This window comes from Belliella baltica DSM 15883, assembly GCF_000265405.1.
Lineage (GTDB): Bacteria > Bacteroidota > Bacteroidia > Cytophagales > Cyclobacteriaceae > Belliella > Belliella baltica.
Window position 1 is genome coordinate 2,212,521 of the sequence record NC_018010.1, and the last position, 26,161, is coordinate 2,238,681.

18 protein-coding genes and 1 pseudogene are annotated in these 26,161 nt (G+C 36.3%); 11 read left to right on the plus strand and 8 right to left on the minus strand.

Features of this window, described 5'->3' with window-relative positions:
• Window position 1: 1 nt before the first annotated feature.
• From BELBA_RS10270 to BELBA_RS10280, 3 genes are all read left to right on the plus strand, one after another.
• On the plus strand, window positions 2–598 hold the full coding sequence (locus tag BELBA_RS10270; protein ID WP_014772625.1) for a NeuD/PglB/VioB family sugar acetyltransferase: 597 nt from the start codon (window positions 2–4) through the stop codon (window positions 596–598).
• 126 nt (window positions 599–724) lie between these two features.
• A complete protein-coding gene (locus tag BELBA_RS10275) occupies window positions 725–2,635 on the plus strand; it encodes a polysaccharide biosynthesis protein (protein WP_014772626.1) in 1,911 nt (636 codons plus the stop codon).
• Window positions 2,636–2,739: 104 nt separating this feature from the next.
• On the plus strand, window positions 2,740–3,141 hold the full coding sequence (locus tag BELBA_RS10280) for a hypothetical protein (protein ID WP_014772627.1): 402 nt from the start codon (window positions 2,740–2,742) through the stop codon (window positions 3,139–3,141).
• A 16-nt stretch (window positions 3,142–3,157) separates the two neighbouring features.
• Here the strand turns inward: BELBA_RS10280 and BELBA_RS10285 are convergent, their stop codons facing one another.
• Both BELBA_RS10285 and msrA read right to left on the minus strand, forming a co-directional pair.
• Window positions 3,158–3,769, minus strand: a complete 612-nt coding sequence (locus BELBA_RS10285; protein WP_014772628.1) for an alpha-ketoglutarate-dependent dioxygenase AlkB family protein — start codon at window positions 3,767–3,769, stop codon at window positions 3,158–3,160.
• A 54-nt stretch (window positions 3,770–3,823) separates the two neighbouring features.
• Window positions 3,824–4,912, minus strand: a complete 1,089-nt coding sequence (gene msrA, locus BELBA_RS10290) for a peptide-methionine (S)-S-oxide reductase MsrA (protein ID WP_014772629.1) — start codon at window positions 4,910–4,912, stop codon at window positions 3,824–3,826.
• Between the two features lie 269 nt (window positions 4,913–5,181).
• On the opposite strand from msrA, the gene BELBA_RS10295 reads away from it, so the two are divergent.
• The gene (locus tag BELBA_RS10295) at window positions 5,182–5,760 is read left to right on the plus strand and encodes an outer membrane beta-barrel protein (protein ID WP_014772630.1); all 579 of its coding nucleotides are present in this window, start codon (window positions 5,182–5,184) and stop codon (window positions 5,758–5,760) included.
• Between the two features lie 218 nt (window positions 5,761–5,978).
• Entirely contained in the window at window positions 5,979–8,675 is a 2,697-nt protein-coding gene (locus BELBA_RS10300) for a M14 family metallopeptidase (protein WP_014772631.1), read from the plus strand.
• Window positions 8,676–8,780: 105 nt separating this feature from the next.
• On the opposite strand, the gene BELBA_RS10305 is transcribed toward BELBA_RS10300, so the two are convergent.
• Both BELBA_RS10305 and BELBA_RS10310 read right to left on the minus strand, forming a co-directional pair.
• Window positions 8,781–9,632, minus strand: coding sequence for an OmpA/MotB family protein (locus BELBA_RS10305; protein ID WP_014772632.1), 852 nt, complete (start codon window positions 9,630–9,632; stop codon window positions 8,781–8,783).
• Between the two features lie 191 nt (window positions 9,633–9,823).
• Window positions 9,824–11,773: a helix-turn-helix and ligand-binding sensor domain-containing protein gene (locus BELBA_RS10310; protein ID WP_014772633.1), complete on the minus strand. Its 1,950-nt coding sequence runs from the start codon at window positions 11,771–11,773 to the stop codon at window positions 9,824–9,826.
• A gap of 3 nt (window positions 11,774–11,776) precedes the next feature.
• Here BELBA_RS10310 and BELBA_RS19675 point away from each other — a divergent pair.
• Window positions 11,777–11,920, plus strand: a pseudogene (locus BELBA_RS19675) (glycoside hydrolase family 16 protein); the annotation flags it as partial.
• A 70-nt stretch (window positions 11,921–11,990) separates the two neighbouring features.
• Here BELBA_RS19675 and BELBA_RS10315 read toward each other — a convergent pair.
• Entirely contained in the window at window positions 11,991–12,404 is a 414-nt protein-coding gene (locus BELBA_RS10315) for a VOC family protein (protein ID WP_014772634.1), read from the minus strand.
• Between the two features lie 1,061 nt (window positions 12,405–13,465).
• Between BELBA_RS10315 and BELBA_RS10325 the strand changes: the two genes are divergently transcribed.
• The 4 genes from BELBA_RS10325 (at window position 13,466) to rfbB (ending at window position 18,739) form a co-directional block, all read left to right on the plus strand.
• A complete protein-coding gene (locus tag BELBA_RS10325; protein WP_014772636.1) occupies window positions 13,466–15,154 on the plus strand; it encodes a potassium channel family protein in 1,689 nt (562 codons plus the stop codon).
• A 210-nt stretch (window positions 15,155–15,364) separates the two neighbouring features.
• Complete coding sequence (locus BELBA_RS10330; protein ID WP_014772637.1) at window positions 15,365–16,519, plus strand: glycosyltransferase family 4 protein; 1,155 nt, start codon at window positions 15,365–15,367, stop codon at window positions 16,517–16,519.
• Window positions 16,520–16,587: 68 nt separating this feature from the next.
• On the plus strand, window positions 16,588–17,640 hold the full coding sequence (locus tag BELBA_RS10335; RefSeq protein ID WP_014772638.1) for an NAD-dependent epimerase: 1,053 nt from the start codon (window positions 16,588–16,590) through the stop codon (window positions 17,638–17,640).
• A gap of 46 nt (window positions 17,641–17,686) precedes the next feature.
• Window positions 17,687–18,739 carry a dTDP-glucose 4,6-dehydratase gene (rfbB, locus tag BELBA_RS10340; protein WP_014772639.1) on the plus strand — a complete coding sequence of 351 codons (1,053 nt, stop codon included), beginning with the start codon at window positions 17,687–17,689 and terminating at the stop codon, window positions 18,737–18,739.
• A 364-nt stretch (window positions 18,740–19,103) separates the two neighbouring features.
• Here the strand turns inward: rfbB and BELBA_RS10345 are convergent, their stop codons facing one another.
• The gene (locus tag BELBA_RS10345; RefSeq protein ID WP_014772640.1) at window positions 19,104–22,286 is read right to left on the minus strand and encodes a VPS10 domain-containing protein; all 3,183 of its coding nucleotides are present in this window, start codon (window positions 22,284–22,286) and stop codon (window positions 19,104–19,106) included.
• Window positions 22,287–22,543: 257 nt separating this feature from the next.
• On the opposite strand from BELBA_RS10345, the gene BELBA_RS10350 reads away from it, so the two are divergent.
• On the plus strand, window positions 22,544–24,406 hold the full coding sequence (locus BELBA_RS10350; RefSeq protein ID WP_014772641.1) for a M1 family metallopeptidase: 1,863 nt from the start codon (window positions 22,544–22,546) through the stop codon (window positions 24,404–24,406).
• A gap of 137 nt (window positions 24,407–24,543) precedes the next feature.
• On the opposite strand, the gene BELBA_RS10355 is transcribed toward BELBA_RS10350, so the two are convergent.
• Window positions 24,544–24,720: a histone H1 gene (locus BELBA_RS10355; RefSeq protein ID WP_014772642.1), complete on the minus strand. Its 177-nt coding sequence runs from the start codon at window positions 24,718–24,720 to the stop codon at window positions 24,544–24,546.
• A gap of 104 nt (window positions 24,721–24,824) precedes the next feature.
• A complete protein-coding gene (locus tag BELBA_RS10360; RefSeq protein ID WP_014772643.1) occupies window positions 24,825–26,075 on the minus strand; it encodes an aminotransferase class I/II-fold pyridoxal phosphate-dependent enzyme in 1,251 nt (416 codons plus the stop codon).
• Window positions 26,076–26,161: the final 86 nt, after the last annotated feature.

The window sequence follows — 26,161 nt, forward strand, 5'->3', positions numbered from 1 at the left end:
TATGTATATCATTGGTGCTTCAGGTCATGCAAAAGCCATTCTAGATCTTATAGAAGATCTTGAGATTGTCAAAGGGGTTTTTGATGATGACATTCATGTCAAATCGTTAAAGGGTTTTGAGGTGATTTCACCAGTTCCTGCAGTTCTTCCAAATGATTCTCCCTATATCATAGCAATAGGCCAAAATTCAGTAAGGAAAAAAATAGCACAAAATTTTTTAGATAAACATGACTTCCTCAACATCATACATTCATCAAGCATTATGTCAAAGTCTATCAAAATTGGTGTTGGGAATGTCATCATGGAAGCTGCAATCATAAAAGTAGATTCTATTATTGGTAATCATGTGATTTTGAATACTAAAGCTAGTATTGATCATGATTGTATAATAGAGGATTTTGTCCATATCGCACCTGGAGCTACTTTATGTGGAGGTGTATTTGTGGGAGAAGGAACACTTATTGGTGCAGGATCAGTTATTTTACCAAATATTAAAATTGGGAAGTGGTGTAAAATTGCTGCAGGTAGTGTTGTGTATCATTCGGTAGCAGATGGTCAAACATGGATTGGAAAAACATTAAAAGTTAATAATAGCTAAGAAAAATTTTATTTTGAGACTTTTAGAATCAACAAATTAAAATTAAATGAACTTCTAGTATATATTTCCAAAAAGCTTTTTAAATTCAAAGGTTGTAAACAAAAGCATAATTAAATTAATGAAATGATGGAGTTTTTAAAAAATCTAAGAATCATGCCTAAAGGAGTGATTGCGGCGATTGATTTAAGTATTCTTTTCATTTCAGCCTTCTTAGGTTATCTTATTAAATTCAACTTTGAGTTTACATTTTTAGATTTTCAGAAGAATTTTTCCGGGATGTTATTTTTTTTAATAGGTGGATTAATTGTAATGCTTATAACAAAAAGCTACGACGGAATAGTTAGACTTGCTGGATTAAAGGACGTTGTAATATTATTCAAAACAATAATTATAGCTACGTTACTTGTTGGTTTAGTGATTTTGATAGCTGTAAATTTTTTGAATCTGAAAATGATCATTCCAATATCTGTTTTGATTATTTCTTCTTTGATCTCAATGGTTTTTTTGGTGATTTATAGATTTTTGGTCAAAGAGCTTCTTATTTATGCAAAGTCAAGAACTTTAGATAAGAATTTTCGAATCGGGATGATTTTCGGAGCAGGTGAAGCTGGTACGATAACTCACGAGGTTATAAAAAGAGATAGTAAAACAAACTTAATTATTTTTGGCTTTCTTGATGATGATCCAAAAAAAGAAGGGAAGCAGATTGATGGAAAAGTTGTATACAAAGGCTTGGAAAGGCTTACAGAATTAGTAGAAAAGCACGGAATTACAGAATTGGTAATCGCTATACAGAACTTATCAATTCAAAGAAAAAGAGAAATTACGGATGAGTGCCTGAGGCTAAACCTTCATGTAAGTATAGTGCCTCCAATAAATCAATGGGTTAATGGAGGTCTAGAAGCTCAGGCAATTAGAGATGTGAAGATTGAAGATTTGTTGGGTAGAGATCAAATTTCATTAGATAAGTGCAACATTAATGAAGAAATTAAAGGAAAAACAGTTTTAGTCACAGGAGCAGCGGGAACCATAGGGAGTGAACTTAGTCGTCAGATTGCCCACTATAATCCAAAGCTTTTAATTTTATTAGATCAAGCAGAATCTCCCTTGTATGAACTTGATCATGAGTTGAAAGATCTAGGAATACTTTGTACTTATAAAATAATCCTGTCGGATATCAGGGATAGGAGAAAAATGAATATGATTTTAAGAAAATATAGACCTCAAGTCATTTTTCATGCAGCAGCTTATAAGCATGTACCGATGATGGAGAATTATCCTGAAGAGTCTGTAAAGTGTAATATTTTGGGAACACAAATACTTGCTGATCTCGCTGTGATGACCAAAGTAGAAAAATTTGTTCTTGTAAGTACAGATAAAGCGGTAAATCCTACCAATGTAATGGGGGCGACAAAAAGAGCCGCAGAGATCTACGTTCAGTCTTTAAATTTGTTTTTAGAAAAAAATCACAAACAAGATTACACAAAATTTATTACAACTCGATTTGGTAATGTTTTGGGCTCAAGTGGGTCTGTAATTCCTCTCTTTAAAAATCAAATTTTGAAAGGAGGACCTGTCACAGTGACGCATCCAGAAATCACCAGATACTTTATGACAATTCCCGAAGCTTGTCAACTAGTTCTTGAAGCTGGAGCAATGGGAAATGGAGGAGAAATCTTTGTGTTTGATATGGGGCAGCCTTTGAAAATCCTAGATTTAGCAAAGAAAATGATCCAGTTGAGTGGCAAAAAAGTTAATGAAGAAATAAAAATTGTATTTACAGGTTTGAGAGAAGGGGAAAAACTCTTTGAAGAATTGTTGAATGATTCTGAAACTGTCAAAATCACACATCATCCTAAGATTTTAATTGCAAAAGTACACCCTTCAAATTTCTCAAAAATAGAAGGTCAGGTATCAATGTTTTATAAGTTAATTGAGAATAACTCTGAAAATGATATTGTTACACATTTAAAGTCAATAGTCCCAGAGTTTATTAGTAATTCATCTCGATTTGAAATTCTTGATCGGCTTAACTAAATATTGAACTGTAATAGACTTTTTGGGCCAAAAATATATAAACTCAAGTATAACGCTACTAAATATTTATCTAATTTTATGTCCTAAATAAATATGTCCATCAAATGAATAAATACGTCAAAATTGGAATAATTCTATTGATAATCATCCTGACAGCTGTAGGGTATTGGAGATACTTTTTTGTATTTAGTGAAGGAGTGAAAGCGGGTAATCTTAACTATTTTGAAAAGAAAGGATTTTTGTTCAAGACTTGGGAGGGAAGACTCGTCCAAGAAGGTTTTCAAAGTCCAAGTGCTGGAGCTTTGCAAAGCAATGAGTTTAGATTCAGTGCTGAAGGAGATGAAGTCGCTCAAAAGCTTGAAAGAGCAAGTGGGAGATTTGTAGAACTTCGTTATAAAGAATATCTTAATCCTGTACCTTGGCGAGGAGCTAGCAGCTATGTCGTCATAGAAGTGTTAGATGTGAGCGATTCTAAAAATGGGGATGGAGACACTCCATTTCAATAACATAATGTCTGATACATTACCCAAGAATTTTCCTGAAAGTAAGGTTGATTCTTGGGTCATTTACTTTTTTTCTTTTGGGAATCTGATGCTCCCAATAATGCTGAGTTTCACCTTGCATCAATAGGAGAGACCCATGGTTTAGCATAACTGACTTTTTTTCTAGTTTGCTTTCATATCTTCTAAGCTGGAATTCTCTACTTGTCCCAAAACTTACTGAAGCAATTATCGGATTTAAGCCAAGGTTTTTTTCATTGTCTCTATGCCAACCCATACTATCTTGTCCATCTCTGTAAAAGTTCATAAGAACATGCGTAAACTCTGATTTTAATAGATTTTCTATTTTTGATTTGATAAAAATCAAAGTTTCATTCCAAGGATTTGGCCTCATAGTTATGCCAGAATATCCATAATTCACATCCTGATCTCCATAGAGTGCTGTCAGTCTGGGTTGCATTATTTTTTTTCCAAACAACCATATTGGCTCTTGCTTCCATTCAATATTATGTATCAAACTTAACATAAGTTCATTACTTTCCTCTTCTGAAAAAATAGAGGGATAATAAATCACATCACCATTAGATTGGATAATTTGTGTCGGTTTTTCTAAAGGAAACAAAGGACTTTGCATCAGAGATTTTAAGCTTCTATCTTTTGTCGATAATTCTAATCTTTTTTGAAAATCTTAATCTACGAGCCAAATGTATTCTCCATACCCTTCTTTTTCCATATCTTCCTTGGCTACAAAGCGCATAGCCGCAGAATTCATACAATATCTAAGTTGAGTTGGTTTAGGACCATCATAGAAAACATGACCAAGGTGGGAATTTCCAAGTTTGCTCCTTACTTCTACCCTTAGCATTCCATATTCATTATCTATCGGCTTATCTATTAGCTTCGCATCTATAGGTTTTGTGAAACTTGGCCAACCTGAATAAGACTCGTATTTGTCTTTTGAACTAAATAATGGTGCTCCAGATACGATACATACGTAAATTCCCTTTTCTTTATTTTCGTTGTAAGTGTTCGAAAAGGCAATTTCTGTAGCATTATTCATCGTGACTTCATATTGTAAGTCACTTAATTTCTTCTTTAAAACAGAGTCAGAAGGTTTTACGAATTTTTCTTCTTGGTTCACTTGCCAATGTTCTGCAATAAATGCATCCCTACCTGAACCTTTTCTGTATGCGTAGTATTCTTCAGGATTCTTTTTATAATAATCTTGATGATAATCTTCTGCAGGATAAAATTCATCATACTTGATTATTGGTGTAACAATTGGCTTATCGAATTTCCCTGATTTATCTAGTCTTTTTTTAGATGATTCAGCGACTTGCTTTTGGGTATTATCATGGAAAAATATGGCGGACTCGTACTGGCTACCTCTGTCATAGAATGAACCTCCAGCATCCGTTGGGTCAAATTGTTTCCAAAAAATATCTATAATTTCAGAATAGCTGATTACCTCAGGGTTGAATTTAATTTGAACAGCTTCTTTATGACTTGTTTTTCCGGAACTGACATCAGAATACGTAGGGTTTTTTTCTTTTCCTCCAGAATACCCAGAGATTACTGAAACTATCCCATCAATTCCTTCAAATGGAGCCTCAATACACCAAAAACAGCCTCCTGCAAAAGTGGCTAGCTCAACTGGACCTGTGTAAGTTTCTTCTAAATGTATTTTTTCTTCATTTTTTGCTTCAGAGCATGAAATTAAACTCAAGCTTAATGCTTGTATCAAGAAGATAAGGATGATTTGATATGTATTTTTCATAAATTACTTCGTTGTTTTATAGACAATTGAAAAAAGGCATGATTTTCGATATTGCAACTCTCAATTGTAAATGACTATGATTTCAAAACCGTTATAATCTAAGATTGTTTTTATCATGTGAATCATAATGATGTGAACACATACGAGGACAAAATGATTTGAGTTTATAGCTGAAAAAGTAAATTCACAATTTTATTTAAAATTAACATTCATTAAAGATCAAGAAGAAGCCTATTATTAAAGCTTATGTTTCCTTAAACTCACCCCTTATGAACAGACTTAGCAAAATCACCTTTATTGCCCTGATATTTTTTACAATTTCTGTTTCTTCTTTTGCACAATCCAACTCTGGTTGGGGGATCAAAGGAGGTCTGAATTACAACTCAAACGGAAAATACTTTAGAGATGCAGAATTCGTCTTAAGTGATCCTTTAAACAATTGGGGATATAATCTTGGACTTTTCGGGAAATTTGAAGCAGGTCCTCTATTTGTAAGGCCTGAATTGGTGTATACCCAATTGAATTCTGATATCAATAATGTTCAGTTTAGAACTGAAAGATTAGATATCCCTGTTTTAGTCGGGTTAAACGTTCTTGGACCAGTGGTTTCTGTATTTGCAGGACCAGCCTTGCATTATACTATTGAGGATGATTTGAAATCTTTCGGATATGAAAAATACAACCTGGGTTATCAGTTTGGGATTGGCTTAAATTTTAATAGTCTTGGACTTGATCTTAGATATGAGAGAGAACTTAACGATCAAAATATCAACATTGATAATGTTTTTACCGGGGACGGTGATTTTAAATATCAACAAATCACCCTTAATATGAGTATTAAGTTTTAAGAGTATATAATAATTGATATCTCAAAATCACTTAAAAAGAGGTTAGAAACTAACGATTTCAATCTCTTTTTTTATTTAGTGCATTTTTTTTTAGTCATTTCAATTGATTTTACCTTTTATGTTGACCAATCAAACCTATTTAATTCCGATTATAGAGTGATGTTTTGATGAGGACTTTGCAGCCTGTATTTTTAGATTAGCTAAAACATCTAATCACTATGAAAAAAATATACTTATCGCTGCTTATATTGATGACTTTTACAGTCAGTATAGCACAGCAAATCCCTTCTCCAAAAGAACATTTTGGTTTTAATATTGGGGATGATTATAAATTGGCGACTTATGAAGCCACAGATGATTATTTTAGAAAGGTAGCTGAGCTTTCTGATAGAGTCAAATTTGTAGAGATAGGTCCAACAGAAGAAGGCAGGCAAATGCCAATGATGATTGTGACTTCTCCTGAAAATCATAAAATGCTTGATCGATATAAGGAAATCTCGCAAAAACTTGGTAGAGCTGAAATTTCAGAAGCAGAAGCAAAAAAATTATCTATTGAAGGAAAGCCAGTTGTCTGGATTGATGGTGGGCTGCACTCGACAGAGACTGTTGCTTCTCATCAATTAATAGAGACATATTATCAATTGGTATCTAGAAATGATGAAGAAACACTTCAGTTATTAGATGATTTGATTATTCTATTGGTGCAAGTGAATCCAGATGGACAAGAAATTGTAACCAATTGGTACATGGGGCAGGAAGATCCTGAAAAAAGAAATATGCGTGGACCATACATGTATCAAAAATATGTAGGACACGATAATAACAGAGATTTTTTCATGAATAACATGAAGGAATCAACGAATATTTCTCTTCAGCAGTATGTAGAGTGGATCCCTCAAATCATTTACAACCATCATCAAACTTCACCTGCGGGAACAGTAGTAGCAGGGCCTCCTTATAGAGATCCTTTCAATCATGTTTTTGATCCTTTGATTATGACAAGTTTGGATGGAGTGGGAGCTGCTATGATCAATAGATTGAATGCTGAAGATAAGCCGGGTTATACCCGTTTAAGTGGTTCTGTATTTTCATCTTGGTGGAATGGAGGATTAAGAACTACACCATATTTTCATAACATTATTGGCATTTTGACAGAGACTACTGGGAGTCCAACACCATCAGAGATTCCTTTAGTGCCTGAAAGGTTGATTCCAACACATGCTACCCCCTTTCCAGTAGAGCCGCAAGCTTGGAATTTTAAAAAGTCTATTGATTATTCGGTTTCGATGAATTATGCTGTCTTAGATTATGCTAGAAGAAATGCAGATGCCTTGCTCTTCAATATCTATAAGATGGGTAAGAATGCTATCGATAAAGGTAATACAGATACTTGGACCAAGTATCCCAAAAGATCTGCTGCTATCACTGAAGCTTACAATGCAGATATGGAAAATGAGGGAAGTCAGGGAAGAAGAGGACGAATTCCAACCGAATATTTTGACAAAGTTTTTAAAGATTCCAATTTAAGAGATCCAAGAGGATTTATACTTTCTGCTGATCAAACGGATTTTCCTACAGCAGTCAAATTTATCAATGCCCTTATAAAATCCGGTGTTGCTGTGCACAAGGCTACAGCAGATTTTACAGTAAATGGAAAGTCATATCCGCAAGGATCTTACATAGTAAAAACCGCACAGGCTTTTAGACCACACGTCTTAGATATGTTTGAACAGCAGGATCATCCAAATGATTTCCAGTTTCCAGGAGGTCCCCCAGTAAGACCTTATGATGCTGCAGGTTGGACTTTAGCATTTTCAATGGGTGTAGAATTCGATAGGATTTTAGATGGCTTTGATGGTCCCTTTCAGAAATTAGCTTATGGTGAAATCCAACCTATGCCTGCTCAGATTTTGGAGGCTGGATCTGGTTACCTATTAGATGCCAGAGTGAATAACTCATTTATTGCAGCCAATGACTTACTAAAAGCTGGAATAACTGTTCATAGAACAACAGGTGAAGTTGATGGTATGCCAGCAGGATCATTCTTTGTGCCTTCCAAAGGAAGGACTATTTTGCACAAAGCAGCCAAAGAATATGGCATAGATCCAAAAGCGGCATCGAAACCAAGTGGAACTAGTAAAGTGACTCCTTCAAGAATTGCTTTGTTTGATTACTACGGCGGTTCAATGCCATCTGGCTGGGTAAGATGGATGTTGGAGCAATATAATTTTCCATTCCAAGTAGTTTATCCACAAGAAATAGATAAGGGAAATCTAAATGATAAATATGATGTGATCTTGTTCATTGGTGGTGGAATTCCAAGTTTAGGAAATTCATCCTCTCGTAATCAAGCCGATCCTGATGAAATAGATCCAAAATACCATCCACTTTTGGGAACACTATCTACAGATACTTCCATTCCAGCAATAAAGAATTTTATGGAAAATGGAGGGAAAGTTGTTGCGGTTGGAGCTGCCACTACTTTAGCATATCATTTGGATTTACCAGTGAAAAATGCACTAGTAGAGACCACTGCTGATGGTAAAGAGAGAAATCTAACTGGAGATAAGTATTATATTCCTGGTAGCATTCTTAAAGCAAATATAGATCAACAAAACCCAGTTAATTTAGGGATGCCATCCAAAGCGAATATGGTATTTAATAATTCGCCTGTTTTCAAATTGACAGATGAAGCATTTGCAAAAGGTGTCAAAGCTCTGGCATGGTTTGATGAAACTTCTCCGCTTGTCAGTGGATGGGCATGGGGAGAAGACTATTTGAAAAATGGCGTGGTAGCCTTTGAAGCTCCTGTTGGGAAAGGAAAGCTTTACGCCTTCGGTCCTGAGATTACCTTCCGTGCTCAATCACATGGTACTTTCAAAATGCTCTTCAACAACTTATACCAGACTAAATAAGAGGAAATAATTATTTCAAAACTAAAACTAAAAAGAGCTTTTCAGTAAAGAAAAAGCTCTTTTTAGTTTAATCTAAAATCTAAAATCTCAGATTTAGAATTCTCCTTACTCTGATTCCATTAAAGCAAAGAACTTATCCAAATCAGGGATAATCACAATGCGTGTTCTTCTATTTTTAGCCATATTTTCAGGACTATCATTTTCAACTAGAGGCATGTAACTGCTTCTTCCTGCGGCGATTAATTTTTCAGGAGCCACATTATATTTAGTTTCTAATGCTCTCACAATGGAAGTCGCACGCTTCACGCTTAAGTCCCAGTTGTCTTGCAATACCGCAGTATTGATACTTCTCGGGTCTGTATGTCCTTCGATCATCACTTCCATACTTGGTTCGGAATTGATTACTTCTGACAATTTTTTGAGCAAACCGTCAGCTTTTTTACTTACAACATAGCTTCCGGTATTGAAAAGTAGTCTGTCAGATACCGAAATCATCACTACAGTTTTGTCGATATCTATTTGGATATCTTCATTTTCCTCTGCTGAACCATCTGAAATTGATTTTTTCAAATTATAAGAAATAGCAAGATTTACTGAGTCTTCCATTGTTTTAGCATTTCTGAGATCTTCTGGATCTACATTGGCAAGAGTGGCTTGTAAGCTTTCTCTGCTGTTATTCGACATTGGAACTGCTCCGTCTATACTGAATTTTGCGTCGTTGGTTTCTCGAAGCGAATTGATTTTTGCATTGTACTCTTCGACTCTTTTTTCTATTCTGGAAAATCTTTCTTCAAGAATTCTTTTTTCCTCTTCCAATTTCTCTTTTTCAGCGGTAGTCTCAGCAAGATGGAAGGAGGTGGTGTTTAAATCATTTTCTAATGCTACATATTTCTTTTTAGAAACACAGGAGGCCATCAATGCACTCGATACAATGGTTATTAAAATAATTCTTTTCATAAGTTGGTTTTGTTTTAATTTCGAGAGCAAATTCAAAAACAAAGCCAGTGTAAATTATGCTGTTGTTTCAGACCTATAATTGTCAAAAAACTAGAGTATTTAGTTGTAAAATTATGGTTATTAAGTGTATCAAATAGTGAAGATTTTTTTCTAAGTAGCTCGCTTATATTGAATTATTGTCTTAGTCAAAACTAAAATTTCAAAATATACTCTTGAAGGTTTTCTGCTCTTTCTAAATTCAGTTTTTTTCTTAATCTATATCTTGCGATTTCCACTCCACGAACTGAAATGTTCATCAAATATGCAATTTCTTTGGTACTCAGATTCATCCTCAAATAAGCGCTCAATTTAATTTCCTGTGGACTAAGGCTTGCATATTCTTTTTTGAATCTGGACATAAAATCTCCATGTACTTGGTCAAAATGAATTTCAAATTGTTCCCAATCTTGATCCCGGGCGATATTTTTCTCTATATTTTTGATTACCTTCTGAATCTCATTTTTAACCTCCTGATTTTTACTTTTCTTGGTTATACTGTTGAGATTATTTTGCATGTGATCTATAAATCCATTTTTTGTAATAAGATGCATTGTCGCAGTTGCCAACTCTTTGTCTTTTATAGAAATTTCTTGTTTGAGCTTTTCAGTTCTCAACTTTTCTATTTCAGCTTGCGTGATTTTCAATTCAGATTCTTTTTCTTCAATGACTTTCCTTGAAGCTGTTTTTAGACGTTGAGCTTTCTGTTGATACCTTTTTTCAATCAACCTGTAAATCAAAAATATCCCAACAACTACTAAGAGAAAATATATAAAGTACGCAAGTGCACTTCTATACCAAGGAGGTGAAATTTTGAATGAATAGCTTGCTGCAGGACTGATTTCACCATATAGATTTCTAGTTTTTACATGAAATGTATATTCTCCTTCTCTCAAGTTGGTATATGCCTTCTCGCTTTTGTCAACCCAATCTCCATAATTTTCCTCTAGGCCTTCAAGCCAATATTGAAATCTTAATTCTTTCTCATTATTTGGTATTGGATTGCTACTTTCAAAGCGAATATTAGCTTTGTTGTAGGCTATTCTTGGTATTTGATCCGATGATTGGAAGTGCCGCAAGTTGTTTTCTGTAAGAGAGCTTCCATGAAAAAGCAGAGAATCTGATGGCCCAGTAAGGTAAACCGCTCTTATTAATGTTGGGAAATTGGAGGCTTGGTAATTGTTTTCATTTAAGTTGAATGTAATAAATCCTTCATTTGCCCCAAATAATATTTGATTCCCCTGAATACTTGAAATATTTTGGAGATCATCATTTAGGAGCGGAAGAAGTTGATTAAATACTTGATAGATTTTTTTAAAACTTCCATCTACTCTTTTTTCTAAAACACCAATTTCAGTTTCTCCAATAAAATGAATATTCCCCACTTGATCCTCTTTTAAAAAGTGAGCTAAAAAACCATTGTCAAAATAGGGTTGAAAAAAATCATCTCTTTCAAATCTAGAAGTTTCTTCATTGAATTTAAAAATTCCAGCCTGGGTAGTGAAAACAAGCCTGTTATTGATTTTCCAGACATTGTTGAGTACACTAGTTGGAAGTCCTGATTCAGGGCCAAAATACTCTACGTTTACGTTTTCTTTTTGGCTGTCTAATTCTAGTCGGTATAGCCCCTTATATCCATGAGCTACCCAGATATAGCCTCTGTCATCTTGTTCTATAATTCTGCTTGACTCGTTGAAACCTTTAATTTCTCTAAGATATTCGATTCCTGATGGTTTTTTTTCATAAAGATGCAAGCCAGTATAGCTTCCGACAAGAATCAAGCTCGAACTTCCTTTTAGGTTTTGAAAATTCCAAATTCCTGTTGGCCCTTCAATTTTCTCGGCGCGATTATTTTTTAGGATAAATGCGCCATCGTTATGAGCTATTAATATTTCATTGTGAATCGATTTAATTTGATACACTTGACCAGTTGAATTTGGGATCATCCTTATTGCTGACCAAGTACCTTGATTTTGCTCTTGAAAATAAACACCATTGTTGGTGCCAAAATAAAGTTTGTCATTGTTGAAGTAAGCACTATATCCTGTGCCCGTTAAACCTGAAAACTGATTGATTTTTCTAAATGGAAGACCAAGTTGTACCATTCAGCGGCAATGGATGAATTCAGAAAACCATTCTTCCTTTTGATCAATCTAGCTGTTGGTGGAAACTGGCCGGGAAGTCCTGATGACTCTACTGTATTTCCTCAGCAAATGGCAGTGGATTATGTGAGAGTATTTGAGAAAAATTAATAAACCTATGTAAATCTGAAGGTATTCAGAGTAACAAAAATGGTTGTGGCGGATATTTCACAGCCATTTTTTATTTCGTCCTACCTTCTACAATCTTATCGTATTCAAGGTCATTGGCCTCCCATAATTCTACCTTATTCCCTTCCATATCAAGAATATGAACAAATTTCCCGTATTCAAATGCGGCAATTTCGTCCAAAATCTCAACGCCTTCCTTGGCTAACTGATCAACTAATTTTTCGAGATTTTCCACTCTGTAGTTGATGATAAAATCTCTTTTTGAATCTTTAAAAATTTCACTTTGCTCTGTAGCAGGACTCCATTGAGAGAAGCCTTTTTGCTCAGGATGATCAGCTTGTCTCCATTCAAAATTCGTCCCATAAGCATCTGTATCAAAACCTAGATGTGTTTTATACCAATTTTTTATTTCAATAGGATTCTTGCATTTGAAGAAAATCCCTCCAATTCCTGTCACCTTTTTCATAAATTCCTTTTTAACGATTTGGCTGGGCAAGTTAATGTTTTTGTGTAATCAAAGGACTTAATATTTCTGTTAAAATGATTTTGAGATACATGATTTATGTTCGTTTGCAAGAAATTTATCGATCTCAAAGCGGATCACATCTCTCAATACTTGTGCGTCCAGGCATAACCGTGGGTGAAACCCGTGGATTTCGAAACGAAACTACCATCCTCAAAGACCGCAGAGGGAGTCAAACTTTTGTACGTAAAAGTTCAACCCCTCACGGGGTTGTTGCCACTCATTATTATTCATCTTTTTCCCCAGGTTTCACCTAGTGCTATTGAAAAGTTTGATCCTTTTAGGATCGGAATGCAACTTCCATATTTTGGTAAATTACCGACGCCGATAGGTGTCAAACCTCTCAATAACCGCGGGTGAAACCCGTGGAACACGAAATAATTCCACTATCCCCATCGACCCCGAACGTGGTCAAACATTTCCTATCTCCTAAAGGGTACTTCATAAGTGGAGGGGGGTACTTCCTAAGTACCCCCACCCACTTCGGAGGTGTTCGAGTTCGGCTCAGAGATGAACTTACTGACCTTTTTGCTGATCTAGTTTGCCTTTTTGCCAAACTGCTTCACCTTTTAGGCGAACTTATTGACCTTTTTGCTGATCTAGTTCGTCTTAGAGCTTAACTGTTGGAGCAATTTGCTGATCTAGTTCACCTTTTTGCCAAACTGCTTCACCTTTTAGGTGAACTTACTGACCTTTTTGCTAATCTAGTTCGCCTCGGAGCTTAACTGTTGGAGCATTTTGCTGATCTAGTTCACCTTTTTGCCGAACTGCTTCACCTCGGAGCTTACCCCATTGATTTTTTTATGGAACTAGTTTGTCATAAAAACTAAATTTAGAGCTGTGTTGAACGTTTAACTATTAATGAAGGACAATTATCCATCTGATAATTTGTGATAAATATGTATACTGATATCATTGCAGATACTCATATTCTATTTTCTGTTTAGGCAGTTAATCATTATATTTCATTCATAGTCTTCTGAAACTTTTAAATAGTTTTTAAAATGAAATTTCTATCTGCCCAAATCACACTTCTTTTAAACAACAGATCTGATAGACGAAATCTTAAGATTCTGTTTAGGTTTATTATGATTTTACTCGTGATGATTACTGTTTTCTCAATTATGTTTCATTTTTTAATGATGCGCGAGGGGCAAAATTTTTCTTACGTAACTGGCTTTTACTGGACTTTGACAGTTATGTCTACCCTAGGTTTTGGTGATATCACTTTTCATAGTGACGCAGGTCGCTTATTTTCAATTGTCGTCTTATTATCAGGGATGCTTTTTCTATTGGTATTATTCCCATTTACATTTATCAACTTTTTTTATTCCCCTTGGATGAAAGCCCAAGAGCAAACCAAAGTACCAAGTGAATTACCGAAAAATACAAGTGGGCATGTTATCTTGACTAGATATGGGACGATAACAGAGGCTTTAATTAAAAAACTTGATCGTTTCAATTACAATTATGTAGTGCTTGTTTCTGATTTTCAAGAGGGTTTGCGTCTAAGAGAGCTTGGTGTCAAAGTGATGCTAGGGAATTTGGTAGATCCAGAAGCTTACATGGCAGCTAGAGTAGAAAATGCCGCATTGGTAGCAACTACAGAGTCAGATGTTTTGAATACTAATGTGGCATTTACTGTTAGAGGTGTTTCGAAAAATGTCCCAATTATAGCAACATGTAGTTCAGAACATTCGGTTGACATTCTCAAGTTAGCGGGGAGTAATCAAGTCTTGCAATTAGGCGAGATTTTGGGTGTATTTCTTTCTCGTAGGGCGAATGGAGGTGATGCTAGAGCACATGTGATTGGAAAATTTGATGAATTGCAAATTGCAGAGGCAATGGTCACTGGGTCCTCTTTGATAGGAAAAATGCTCAAAGAAACAAACCTTCGTCAAGAAATAGGTGTGAGTGTAGTAGGTTTATGGGAAAGAGGAAAGTTCAAATCTCCACAACCTGAAACACTGATTTCAGAAACCACGGTCTTGGTTTTGGCAGGATCACAAGTTCAAATAGACCAATACAATAATAAACATGGAGTAAAATCTGACATCAATTCACCTGTAATCATCATAGGTGAAGGCAGAGTAGGTCGGGCAACTGCAAGAGCTTTAGCTAATAGACAAATTGATTACAGAATCATTGAAAAGGATGTCACTCGGATTTACGATAGAGAGAAGACAATTTTTGGAGATGCGGCAGAATTGGAAATTCTCCAAATAGCCGGTATCAAAGATTCTCCTTGTGTCATTATCACGACCCATGATGATGATGTGAATGTTTATTTGACGATTTATTGCAGAATGCTTCGGTCAGACATTCAAGTGATTACAAGGTCTTCATTGGAGCGCAACCTTGGGACAATGCATCGTGCTGGAGCAGACTTTGTGATGTCCTATGCCTCAATGGGGGCAAATACAATTTTAAATCTCTTGCAGAGATCAGACATTTTGATGGTAGCTGAGGGACTGGATTTAATCAAAGTGAAGGTTCCACAAAAACTGGAAGGTAGATCAATTATGGAGTCTTCCATAAGAAAGGAAACAGGTTGTACAGTGATTGCAATTAGAGCAAATGAAGAAGTGAACATCAATCCTGATCCGCATACTCTTTTGGCGAAAAATTCAGAAATCATATTGATCGGCACAGTAGAATCTGAAAATAGATTTTTTGAAATCTATGGGAAATAGATTTCATAGATTTGCCTCATAATCTGACTACTTTGCAATTAAAAACAATAGATTAAAAAAGATGAAAAGTAGAAAGGCTTGATAATTGTTATGTTGGGATAGAATGTGAAAAGTTGTTTTTTGGAATAAAAATCATTCTAAATTCACACTTCAAAATTCTCAAGCTATAGGAATATTATCCTATCTTTGATCTTTTAACCAAATTCTTGAATGCCAAAATTAATTCGAATCACGACTGTTCCGCTTTCGCTCAAACTTTTACTTTCTGGACAGATGAAGTTTATGAAAGATTCCGGCTGGGAAGTGCTCATGGTAAGTGCTGATGGAAGAGAAATCAACGAGGTAGTCAAAAGAGAAAAATCCTCGCATCACATTATTCCTTTTACGAGGCAAATTACTCCTTTTTGGGATTTATATTGTTTGTGGTTGTTGTTTAGGCTTTTTAGAAAAGAGAAGCCAGATGTTGTCCATACCCATACTCCTAAGGCAGGATTGTTAGGAATGATTGCAGCAAAATTTGCAGGTGTAAAGGTGCGGATTCATACAGTTGCAGGTTTACCCTACATGGCTGCTGAAAAAAACAAAAAGAGTCTCCTGATTAAAGCAGAAAAGTGGACATACAAGTATGCAACTCATATTTGGCCAAATTCCGAATCATTAAAGGATTTTATTCTTACTGAAAAATTGATAGGAGAAAGTAAAGTAGAAGTACTTGGGTCAGGTTCAAGCAATGGAGTAGATCTTGATATTTACAATAGGTCCTCCCTCAAAGAAAATCACTTAGTAGCAGCTACAATGCGAGTGATGCCTGGAGAAAATGAATTTATCATATTGGCAGTCGGGAGGTTGGTCAAGGACAAAGGAATAGAGGAGTTAGTAAAAGCCTTCTTAGATTCTAAAATTGTCAATCGAGCTAAATTAGTGTTATTGGGGTCTTTTGAACAAGAACTCAACCCAATAGATGATCAAATTCTAAGACAAATTCAAGATCATCCAAGAATCGTACAGATTGAGTGGACAGATCATGTTTCTCACTACATGGCGATTTCAGATATTCTGGTTCATGCTTCACACAGAGAAGGTTTTCCAAACGTGCTTTTGGAAGCAGGAGCGATGCAATTACCAATCATTTGTTCCAATATTATTGGAAACAAAGACGTAGTCACTGATAGAAAAACCGGATTGATGTTTCCAGTTAAAAAAGTAGATGTCTTGAAAGATGCACTCGAATTTGCCTATGTCAAAAGAGAATATATGCAGCAATTGGCGGGAAATCTTCATCAGGAGATCGTGACCAAATATGATAGAAAAGTAATGCATGCACTAATTTTAGAAAATTACAATAAGCTCTTGTCAGAGAATTGATTAGACTTTAATTTAGGTGAAATGACTACTTAGGAGAATTTTCATCATACATTTTATATGATTTGATTATGAAATATTTTATAACAGGAACAGCAGGCTTTATCGGATTTCACCTCACTAATGCGCTTATCGAAAGAGGCGATGAGGTTTATGGGGTGGATAATATCAACGATTATTATGATGTAAATCTGAAATATGCCCGTCTTGAAGCTGCTGGAATCAAGCGAGATGATGTAGCTTTCGGAAAAGCTGTAAAATCACAAACATTGAAAGGCTATACTTTTATGCAATTGGATATTGCAGACAAAGCCAAGATTTTTGAGATCTTCAAAGAAGAAAAAATAGATGTAGTGGTGAATTTGGCTGCTCAAGCAGGAGTGAGGTATTCTTTGGAAAACCCTGATGCCTATCTTCAGGCCAACATTCAAGGGTTTATGAATATTTTGGAAGCTTGCAGAAATTACCCAGTGAAACACTTGGTGTATGCATCTTCCAGTTCTGTCTATGGCTCCAATACCAAAATGCCTTTTTCAACTTCAGACAATGTTGATCATCCTGTAAGCTTATATGCTGCAACCAAAAAATCCAATGAATTGATGGCGCATACTTATAGCCATTTGTTCAATATTCCTACTACAGGACTTCGGTTTTTTACAGTTTATGGACCTTGGGGAAGACCTGATATGGCATTGTTTCTTTTTGCAGATGCGATGAGTAAAAATGAACCAATCAAGGTATTCAATCATGGTAAAATGAAAAGAGATTTTACTTATGTTGCTGATATCGTAGAAGGAATCATCAGAGTCTCCGATAAACCCGCAAGTCCAAATACAGCTTGGGAAGGAAATCAACCCGATCCAGGAAGCTCCAAAGCACCTTACAAAGTTTACAATATTGGAAACAGTAATCCAGTAGAATTGATGGATTATATCAAGGCATTGGAAAAAGCTTTGGGTAAAGAGGCAGAAAAAGAAATGCTACCACTACAAGCAGGAGATGTTCCCGCCACATTTGCTGATGTAAGTGACTTGAAACGTGATACAGGTTATCAGCCACAGACTCCTGTTGTAGAGGGTGTTGCCAAGTTTGTGGAGTGGTATAAAGCTTTTTATCAAAAATAATGACTGGGAGTTAAGTCTATTTATTCTATCTTAAAATTTTCTGAAAATGTCTAAAAATCTATTGATCACAGGAGGAGCTGGCTTTATTGGCAGTCATTTGGTTCAACTTTTCGTAGAAAAGTACAAATCGTACAAAATTGTCAACCTTGACTGTTTGACTTATGCTGGAAATCTAGAGAACCTAAAGGCGGTAGAGGGTGCATCCAACTATTTTTTCGAAAAAGTTAATCTTTTAAATGTTGCTGAATTGGAACGGGTATTCGACAAACACAACATCACAGATGTCATTCATCTGGCAGCGGAATCTCATGTAGATAGATCGATTTCTGATCCACTTGCATTCGTCAATACCAATGTAATCGGCACAGTCAACCTTCTCAATGTAGCAAAGTCCAAATGGACTGATTTGGATAAACATTTATTTTATCATGTTTCTACCGATGAAGTTTATGGTTCGTTGGATGATGGTGGATTTTTTACGGAAGAAACTCCCTATGACCCACAATCCCCCTATTCTGCTTCCAAAGCAGCATCAGATCATTTTGTAAGGGCTTACACGAATACTTACGGGTTAAGAACGGTGATTACTAACTGTTCTAATAATTATGGGCCTAATCAGTTTCCTGAGAAATTGATTCCATTATGTATTCATAATATCAGAAACAATAAGCCCCTTCCAGTGTATGGAAAGGGTGAAAATATCAGAGATTGGCTCTTTGTAGTCGATCATGCGAGAGCAATTGACCTTGTGTTTCACGAAGGAAAAGTAGGTGAGACTTATAATATTGGCGGTTTCAACGAATGGAAAAACATTGATATTGTGAAGCTTCTTTGTAAGAAGATGGATCAAAAGCTTAATAGACCTTCAGGTACCTCAGAGAAACTCATTACTTATGTCAAAGATCGGGCTGGACATGACTTGCGCTATGCGATTGATGCCAACAAGATCAAAAATGAATTGGGCTGGAAGCCGAGTCTTCAGTTCGAAGAAGGGATTTCAAAAACGATTGATTGGTATTTGGGAAATGAAACTTGGCTCAACAATGTCACCTCTGGAAACTACCAGAAATACTACGAGGAGCATTATCAGGAAAGGTAGGGAAGAGATGACTTATCCGACTCGGCGGAGGAGAAGTGAGATTGAGACATAAGATGAGTTGTTGAATTATCTCAATTCTGTGTCCACTGAAGTGTGGAGCTACAGGTATTATTGAATAGAAAATTTTCTTCGAATGCTGATTGTAGAATCAATTTCCAAGGGTTTTAATCCTTGGATCTTGGATAATAAAAAGATCAACAAAATTCACAATCCCGCAAGGGGTTGAATGTAGTAGGTTAATAAAATCAGAATCTTTTTAGCCTGTTCAGGAAAATAAAAAATAATAGGTTTAAAAACTTAAAGATTAAAAAAGCCACCCTTTCGGATAGCTTTTTTAATGGTTGAATAAATAAATCTATTTCAATTATTTAATCTCAACACTTTCAATTTCCTTGAAAATATCGATTTTTGTGCTTTTCACCTTTTCTTCGAATGCTTTCCAATCTCCTTCAAAGAACTCTTTCCATACTTTCAGCGCATCTTCAGCACTTTCTTTAGCATGATTCAACAAGCGCTCTTCTGTTTCTCCAGGAGCTCCGTAAGATGAGTTTGCATAACTTCTTGGGGCACCTTGACGACTCATGTTGGTAGGGAAGAGGTTTCTTACGATACCTTGTCCTTCTCTAGATGGACCATAGAATGCTTCGTTGACAGTGTCAAGTTTTTTCTTGATTGCAGTAACTTCTTTAGCTAATGCTTTTGATTCCTCAGTATCTACATCTTTGATGTAATTAGAGATTTTTTCTATAGTTCCTCTTGCTTCTTGAATCTGTCTGATGGCTTTGCCCATTTCAGCACCAAGAACCTCTGTTTTCTTGATAAATTCTTCTCTCGCTCTCAAATCAGCCAAGTTGGTGTTAATTCTTGGGTCAGAATATACGTTGATGGAAGTTTCAGAACTTTCTTCCCCATAAGTGAAGACCAATTTATACTTTCCTGGAAGTGCATCTCCACCACTTGGTTCGTAGAATCTATTTCCACCTCTGCCACCACGACCAAATCCACCTGGATTTTCTACTGATGATTTTCTGTCAAGACCCCAAATCAATTGATTTACTCCTTGAGAAGGTACCGTTTTCAGTGTTCTGATTTGCTCACCAGATTCATTGAAAATAGCAACTGTAACTGTGTCTAATTTTTCTTTTCCAGGATCATTCAAAATGAAATTTAACCTGCCTCCAAAAGTCCTGTTTTCACCTGCATACTTACCATCTGCCGGGAATCGTTCACCATGTGGCTGATGAATTTCCGCTTGATAAGCATCTGAAGGTTCTACTGCCGTGATTTTTGCAGCTGGAGCTTTCCCTTGATTTTTAGCATAAACTCTCAATGGTCGAATGTCATCCAACACAAATAAAGATCTTCCGAAAGTTCCGATTACCAAATCAGCTTCTCTTTCCTGAATAACCATATCGTAGGTCGAAACAGCATTTGGATAGCCATGTCTCCATTGGTTCCAAGTTTTTGCATTATCAAAAGATGCATACAATCCATATTCGGTACCCAAGAAGACCAAATTAGGTTCCACTGGATCTTGGACGATAGAAAGTGCATAACCCCAAACTTTATTGTCATCAGCTATTCTTTCGTAGCTTCCGCCATAGTTCTTTGTTCTGTAAGCATAAGCGCTAAAATCATTGTTTCTATAATTATTAGCTACTATCCATGCTTCGCCTGCATCATAACGAGAAGCTTGAATCTGTGGAATCCAGCTCGCTTTTGGAAGACCTGTTAACTTCGCTGCCGTATTTGTCCAAGTTTTTCCTCCATCTTTAGTTACCTGAACATTTCCATCATCGGTACCTACCCAAATTACATTTTTGTCGATTGGGCTAGGAGCGATTGTGATGATCGTCGTATGGTTTTCAGCTCCTGTAATGTCAAAAGTCAAACCACCTGTTTCTTGTTGCTTTTGTTTTTCAGGATCATTGGTTGTCAAATCTGGGGAAATGATCTCCCATGTTTCACCTCTGTCTGTACTCTTGTGTAAAAACTGGCTACCAAAGTAAATTGTAGCGGCATCATGTGGGGCTTGTGCCAAAGCAGCATTCCAGTTGAATCTTAAGAAAACATCTTTATCTGGATGAGTTGGTTTAATTGTTCTTTTGTGTCCTGTTTCTTTATCAAAACGAGTAACATTTCCTCCTTGAGACATGGAATAACCATATCTGGAGTCTTCAGGGTCAGAAACTGCATCAAAGCCATCTCCAAATTGTAATTCTTGCCAATAAGTATTTCTAATACCATCCCTTCTCCAAACATAAGCCGGACCAACCCAGCTTCCGTTATCCTGTAGACCTCCATAGATATTGTAAGGAATTTCATTGTCAACATTGATGTGATACCATTGTCCAACAGGAATGTTCTCGGCAAAATACCATGTTTTACCTCCATCTCTTGTAATATTCAAACCGCCATCATTGCCATCTATGATCAACCTTGGATCATTTGGATTGATGTACCAAGCGTGATGATCAGGGTGAACACCTGCGTATTGTAAGATTTGAGTAAATGACTTACCTCCATCTTCACTCATCCCAACTCTTGAATATAAAGTGTATATGCGATCAGCATTTTTAGGATCAGCATAAATTTCGTAATAGTAGAATGGTCTATCACCAATTTCGCCTTTGTTATTGACAAGTCTGAAATCTACCCCGCCGTTTTCTGATACATAAAGACCATTCTTACTGGATTCTACTAATGCATAGATTTTTTGACTATTGGCTTTGGAAATAGCAAGTCCCATTCTACCATAAGGCCCTTTAGGAAGCCCATTTTTATCGTCTAATTTTTTCCAGTTGTCCCCACCATCATGTGTTACATAAAGTCCCGAAGAGGAACCTCCTGAACTGAAGAACCAAGGATACCTTCTATGCTCCCACATGTTGACAAATATTTTATTTGGGTTGTTGGGATCCATGACCATTTCACCTACCCCAGTTTTGGTGTCTATGTAAAGGATTTTATTCCAAGTCTTTCCACCATCTGTAGTTTTGTAGACCCCTCTATCTTCTTGTTCTCCCCAAGGAGAACCTATAGCACCCACATAAATGGTGTTTGGATCGTCAGGATGAATGATAATTCTGTGAATAGCTCTTGTTTTCTCAAGACCCATCAATTCCCAAGTTTTCCCTGCATCCAAAGTTCTGTAAATTCCATAACCTAGATTCAGTGAATTTCTAGGATTTCCTTCTCCTGTTCCTACCCAAACCACATCTGGGTTTTTCTGGTTGATTGCGATGGCTCCGATGGAGTGAACTTTTTCTTCATCGAATATAGGTTCCCAAGTGATTCCTCCTGAAGTAGATTTCCAAACACCACCGGATGCTGCACCAGCATAGATTGTATTTGGATCATCATGAATGGCATCAATTGCTGTGATTCTCCCACTCATAGCCGCAGGGCCAACATTCCGTGCTTTCATAGACTTAAACATGTCCATGTCCACTTGTTGCGCAGTAGCAAAATCAGGAATGATTAGGGCGAATACAAGGGACAATCCTAGAAGCTTAAATTGATGAAGCTTTTTAGTATAGTTTTTCATTTAGTATTTGAGTTGATGATTTTAATTCAATAAAACAGATAATTAACAAGGATAATACTAATTTGATATGGAGGGAAATTAGGTTTGATGAAAGGTCTTGAAAATTGCTTTCAGGAGTGAAATTTATAATGAACTGGAATTCGGAAAAAAGGATAAGTTTTATTGAAAGAATTAAAAAGTGAGCACATTAATTTTACCAACGGCTTGTAAGCTGATATGATTATAGGTTATTTTAGCAAAAAAAAAAACTCAATAATATGATTCAAAGATTATGGTTTGCTTTAGGAGTATTCACACTTTTGGGTGTTTCTATTTCAGCACAAGCACAAAAAGATCGCTTTCAGCAAAAAGTGAAATATGAAATGGATGTGAAGATGGATGTGGTTACCAACCAATATACTGGAACACAAAAACTTCACTACACAAATAACTCACCTGACACGCTCAATAGGGCGTTTTATCATCTCTATTACAATGCTTTTCAACCCAACAGCATGATGGATGTTAGGTCAAGAACGATCGCAGATCCGGATAGAAGAGTTAGAGATAGAATTTTGAACCTTCAGGCAGATGAGATTGGGATTCTTGAAGTAAAATCTCTAAAAATGAATGGAAAAGCAGTTGACTTTGTACACGAGGAGACGATTTTGGAAGTGGATCTTTCTGAACCGATTGCTCCAGGAGAAACAGTGGTTTTTGACATGGAGTTTTTTGGACAAGTTCCGCTTCAAGTAAGACGGGCTGGTAGAGATAATGCAGAAGGAATTCGCTATTCAATGTCACAATGGTATCCTAAAATGGCTGCTTATGATGTAAGAGGTTGGCATGCTAATCCATATATCGGAAGAGAGTTTTATGGAAATTTTGGTGATTTCGATGTGAAAATCACAATTGATAAAGATTATCTATTAGGAGGTACAGGCTATTTGCAAAATGCCAACCAAATTGGAAAAGGCTATGAAGATGCTGGCGTGAAGGTTCCAAATACGTCAGGAAAGACTTTAACTTGGCATTTCACTGCGCCAAATGTGCATGATTTTATGTGGGCCGCTGATCCAAATTATATCTTGGAGAAAAAACAAATGCCAAATGGACCTATGGTTCATTTACTTTATGTGAAAAATGAAAAGACCGAGGAGAATTGGAGTAAGTTGATGCAGTATACCATTGATGCGATTGAGTATTGTAGCGAGAATTTCGGAAAGTATCCTTATGAACAATATTCAGTTATCCAAGGTGGTGATGGTGGTATGGAATATCCAATGGCCACTTTGATCACAGGTCATAGAAATTTAAGGAGTTTGGTAGGAGTGACAGTACATGAATTAATTCATAGCTGGTACTATGGAGTTTTAGGCTTCAATGAATCATCTGAACCTTGGCTAGATGAAGGCTTTACAACATGGGGAACTAGTGTTGTCATGGATGCTGTATTTGAAAAAGATCCAAACTTTACACATAACGGAAGCTATAGATCATATTTCAGACTTGCAGGTGCGGGTTATGAAGAGCCTTTGACCACTCACGGAGATCATTATAATTTGAATTCTGCTTACGGCCCTGCTACCTATAACAAAGGCGCTGTATTTGTAGAGCAAATGTCCTACGTTATTGGGAAAGAGAATTTTGATAAAGCATTGCTAAGACTTTGGAATGATTTTCAATATAAGCATCCAAATGGAAATGATGTAGTGAGAGTTTTTGAAAATGTAAGTGGTTTGGAGTTAGATTGGTATTATGACTATTTTATTGCATCTACTAAAACAATTGATTATGGAGTGAAAACAGTAGAGGCTGATGGAAGTAGCACCAAAATCACTCTTGAAAGAGTTGGGATGATGCCAATGCCTCTTGATGTTGTAGTTACTTACCAAGATGGAAGCCAAGAGTTGATTTACATGCCATTGGTGATCCAAAGAGGAAGTAAGCCTGAAGAAGCTGGAATGCCTAAGCGTGTTGCTACTCAAAAATGGCCTTGGACTAATTATACAACAGAGGTAAAAGTTGCTAGGCCACTTTCTGAGATCAAAAGTGTAGAAATAGATCCAAGTATGAGAATGGCAGACGTGAATCGAGAAAATAACAAATTGGAAGTTTCTGTAGAAATGGAGAAAAAATAAAGGAAATTAAATTCAAGATTTTAAAACACCGATGCGGAAGCAATCGGTGTTTTTTTATGCTCATGAAAGGTGAATTTTTGACAAAAAAAGAGGGCAAGATTATCTTGCCCTCTTCTATAGCTATACCAAGTTAATGATCAGCCTGCGTTCTTTTTGTCCTGAACTTCCTTACGGATGTCCTGTGCCAAATTTTTAAGATCTTGCATTCCTTTTCTTACTCTAGTTCCAGCGGCTTGGTTGCCTTTGTCATAGAATTTTTCGAAGTCACCTTCTAGACCCATTACAAGATCTCTAATTTCGCTAAATCTGCTCATAGTAAAAGTTAATTTTAAGGTTGATGATAAGTTTATTTTTTGTTCAATATATGCAAAATGTTTATAAAACAACAGCCTAAAGCTATTTTTTGAGGTTTTTTTTTTTATTCCCCAAAGGAAACAGCTAAGGCGGAGCTTTTATAAAACCCATTTGTAAGCTTCTCTTTTACTGCCTCAAAAGCAGCAATTGTCTCTGCTACATCTTCAAGTGTATGTACTGCTGTAGGGATTAACCTTAAGATAATCATGTCTTTAGGCACTACAGGGTAGATTACTACAGAACAGAAGATGCTGTAATTTTCTCTCAAGTCTTTGCTTAATGTTGCAGCTTCTCCGACTGTACCATTCAAAACTACAGGTGTAACAGGAGAATTTGATTTTCCGATACTAAATCCTTTTTCTATCAGTCCAGACTTCAATGCATTTACAATTTTCCAGAGATTTTCTTTCAATTCAGGCATTGTCCTCAACATTTCTAACCTCTTCAATGCACCTTCTACCAATAACATTGGAAGTGACTTTGCATAGATTTGAGAACGCATATTGTATTTTAGAAAGTGAATCACATTTGTATCTCCAGCTATAAATGCTCCAATAGAAGCCATTGATTTTGCAAAAGTGGAGAAGTATAAATCGATCTGATCCTGTACTCCTTGCTCTTCACCTGTTCCAGCTCCGGTTTTCCCCATCGTACCAAAGCCATGGGCGTCATCTACTAAAAGCCTGAACTCATATTTTTCTTTTAACTTGACAATCTCTGCAAGATGACCTTGGTCTCCTGTCATTCCGAATACGCCTTCAGTAATCACTAAAATACCACCACCTGTTTCCGCGGCTAACTTAGTAGCTCTCTTCAATTGCGTTTCACAGTTTTCGATGTCATTATGAGGGAACACATACCTTTTGCCTAAGTGCATGCGAAGTGCATCTATAATACAAGCATGACATTCACTATCATAGACGACTACGTCTTTTCTATCTAATATAGAATCGATCACTGACATGATGCCCTGATAGCCATAATTCAAAAGATATGCACTTTGTTTTCCAACAAATTCTGCCAACTCTCTTTCTAACTGCTCGTGAAGGTCTGTCTGACCAGACATCATTCTAGCGCCCATAGGATAAGCTGCTCCCCACTTTGCCGCTGCATCAGCATCAGCTTTTCTAATGTCAGGATGATTTGCCAAACCTAAGTAGTTGTTTAAACTCCAAGTCAAGACATCTTTTCCTTTAAATTTCATTCTTGGAGCTATTTCCCCTTCTAATTTAGGGAAAGTGAAATATCCTTCCGATAACTCAGAATGCTTGCCCAATGGGCCAAGATTTGTATTTAATTTTTCGAATAAATCCAAAGTTTAAAACGTTTAAGTTTTACATTTTTTTGATAGTAGAACAAACCACTAAACCAGCCAAAAGTAATACTTTTTGCCCACCCTTG

What these genes read in the sequence shown, in the direction of transcription:
- BELBA_RS10335 (WP_014772638.1), top strand. Translation starts at nt 16,588, where the DNA reads ATGAAATATTTTATAACAGGAACAGCAGGCTTTATCGGATTTCACCTC.
- BELBA_RS10305 (WP_014772632.1), bottom strand. Translation starts at nt 9,632, where the DNA reads ATGAAAAGAATTATTTTAATAACCATTGTATCGAGTGCATTGATGGCC.
- BELBA_RS10275 (WP_014772626.1), top strand. Translation starts at nt 725, where the DNA reads ATGGAGTTTTTAAAAAATCTAAGAATCATGCCTAAAGGAGTGATTGCG.
- BELBA_RS10280 (WP_014772627.1), top strand. Translation starts at nt 2,740, where the DNA reads ATGAATAAATACGTCAAAATTGGAATAATTCTATTGATAATCATCCTG.
- BELBA_RS10310 (WP_014772633.1), bottom strand. Translation starts at nt 11,773, where the DNA reads ATGGTACAACTTGGTCTTCCATTTAGAAAAATCAATCAGTTTTCAGGT.
- BELBA_RS10315 (WP_014772634.1), bottom strand. Translation starts at nt 12,404, where the DNA reads ATGAAAAAGGTGACAGGAATTGGAGGGATTTTCTTCAAATGCAAGAAT.
- BELBA_RS10345 (WP_014772640.1), bottom strand. Translation starts at nt 22,286, where the DNA reads ATGAAAAACTATACTAAAAAGCTTCATCAATTTAAGCTTCTAGGATTG.
- BELBA_RS10300 (WP_014772631.1), top strand. Translation starts at nt 5,979, where the DNA reads ATGAAAAAAATATACTTATCGCTGCTTATATTGATGACTTTTACAGTC.
- BELBA_RS10355 (WP_014772642.1), bottom strand. Translation starts at nt 24,720, where the DNA reads ATGAGCAGATTTAGCGAAATTAGAGATCTTGTAATGGGTCTAGAAGGT.
- BELBA_RS10325 (WP_014772636.1), top strand. Translation starts at nt 13,466, where the DNA reads ATGAAATTTCTATCTGCCCAAATCACACTTCTTTTAAACAACAGATCT.
- BELBA_RS10330 (WP_014772637.1), top strand. Translation starts at nt 15,365, where the DNA reads ATGCCAAAATTAATTCGAATCACGACTGTTCCGCTTTCGCTCAAACTT.
- rfbB (WP_014772639.1), top strand. Translation starts at nt 17,687, where the DNA reads ATGTCTAAAAATCTATTGATCACAGGAGGAGCTGGCTTTATTGGCAGT.
- BELBA_RS10350 (WP_014772641.1), top strand. Translation starts at nt 22,544, where the DNA reads ATGATTCAAAGATTATGGTTTGCTTTAGGAGTATTCACACTTTTGGGT.
- BELBA_RS10295 (WP_014772630.1), top strand. Translation starts at nt 5,182, where the DNA reads ATGAACAGACTTAGCAAAATCACCTTTATTGCCCTGATATTTTTTACA.
- msrA (WP_014772629.1), bottom strand. Translation starts at nt 4,912, where the DNA reads ATGAAAAATACATATCAAATCATCCTTATCTTCTTGATACAAGCATTA.
- BELBA_RS10285 (WP_014772628.1), bottom strand. Translation starts at nt 3,769, where the DNA reads ATGCAAAGTCCTTTGTTTCCTTTAGAAAAACCGACACAAATTATCCAA.
- BELBA_RS10270 (WP_014772625.1), top strand. Translation starts at nt 2, where the DNA reads ATGTATATCATTGGTGCTTCAGGTCATGCAAAAGCCATTCTAGATCTT.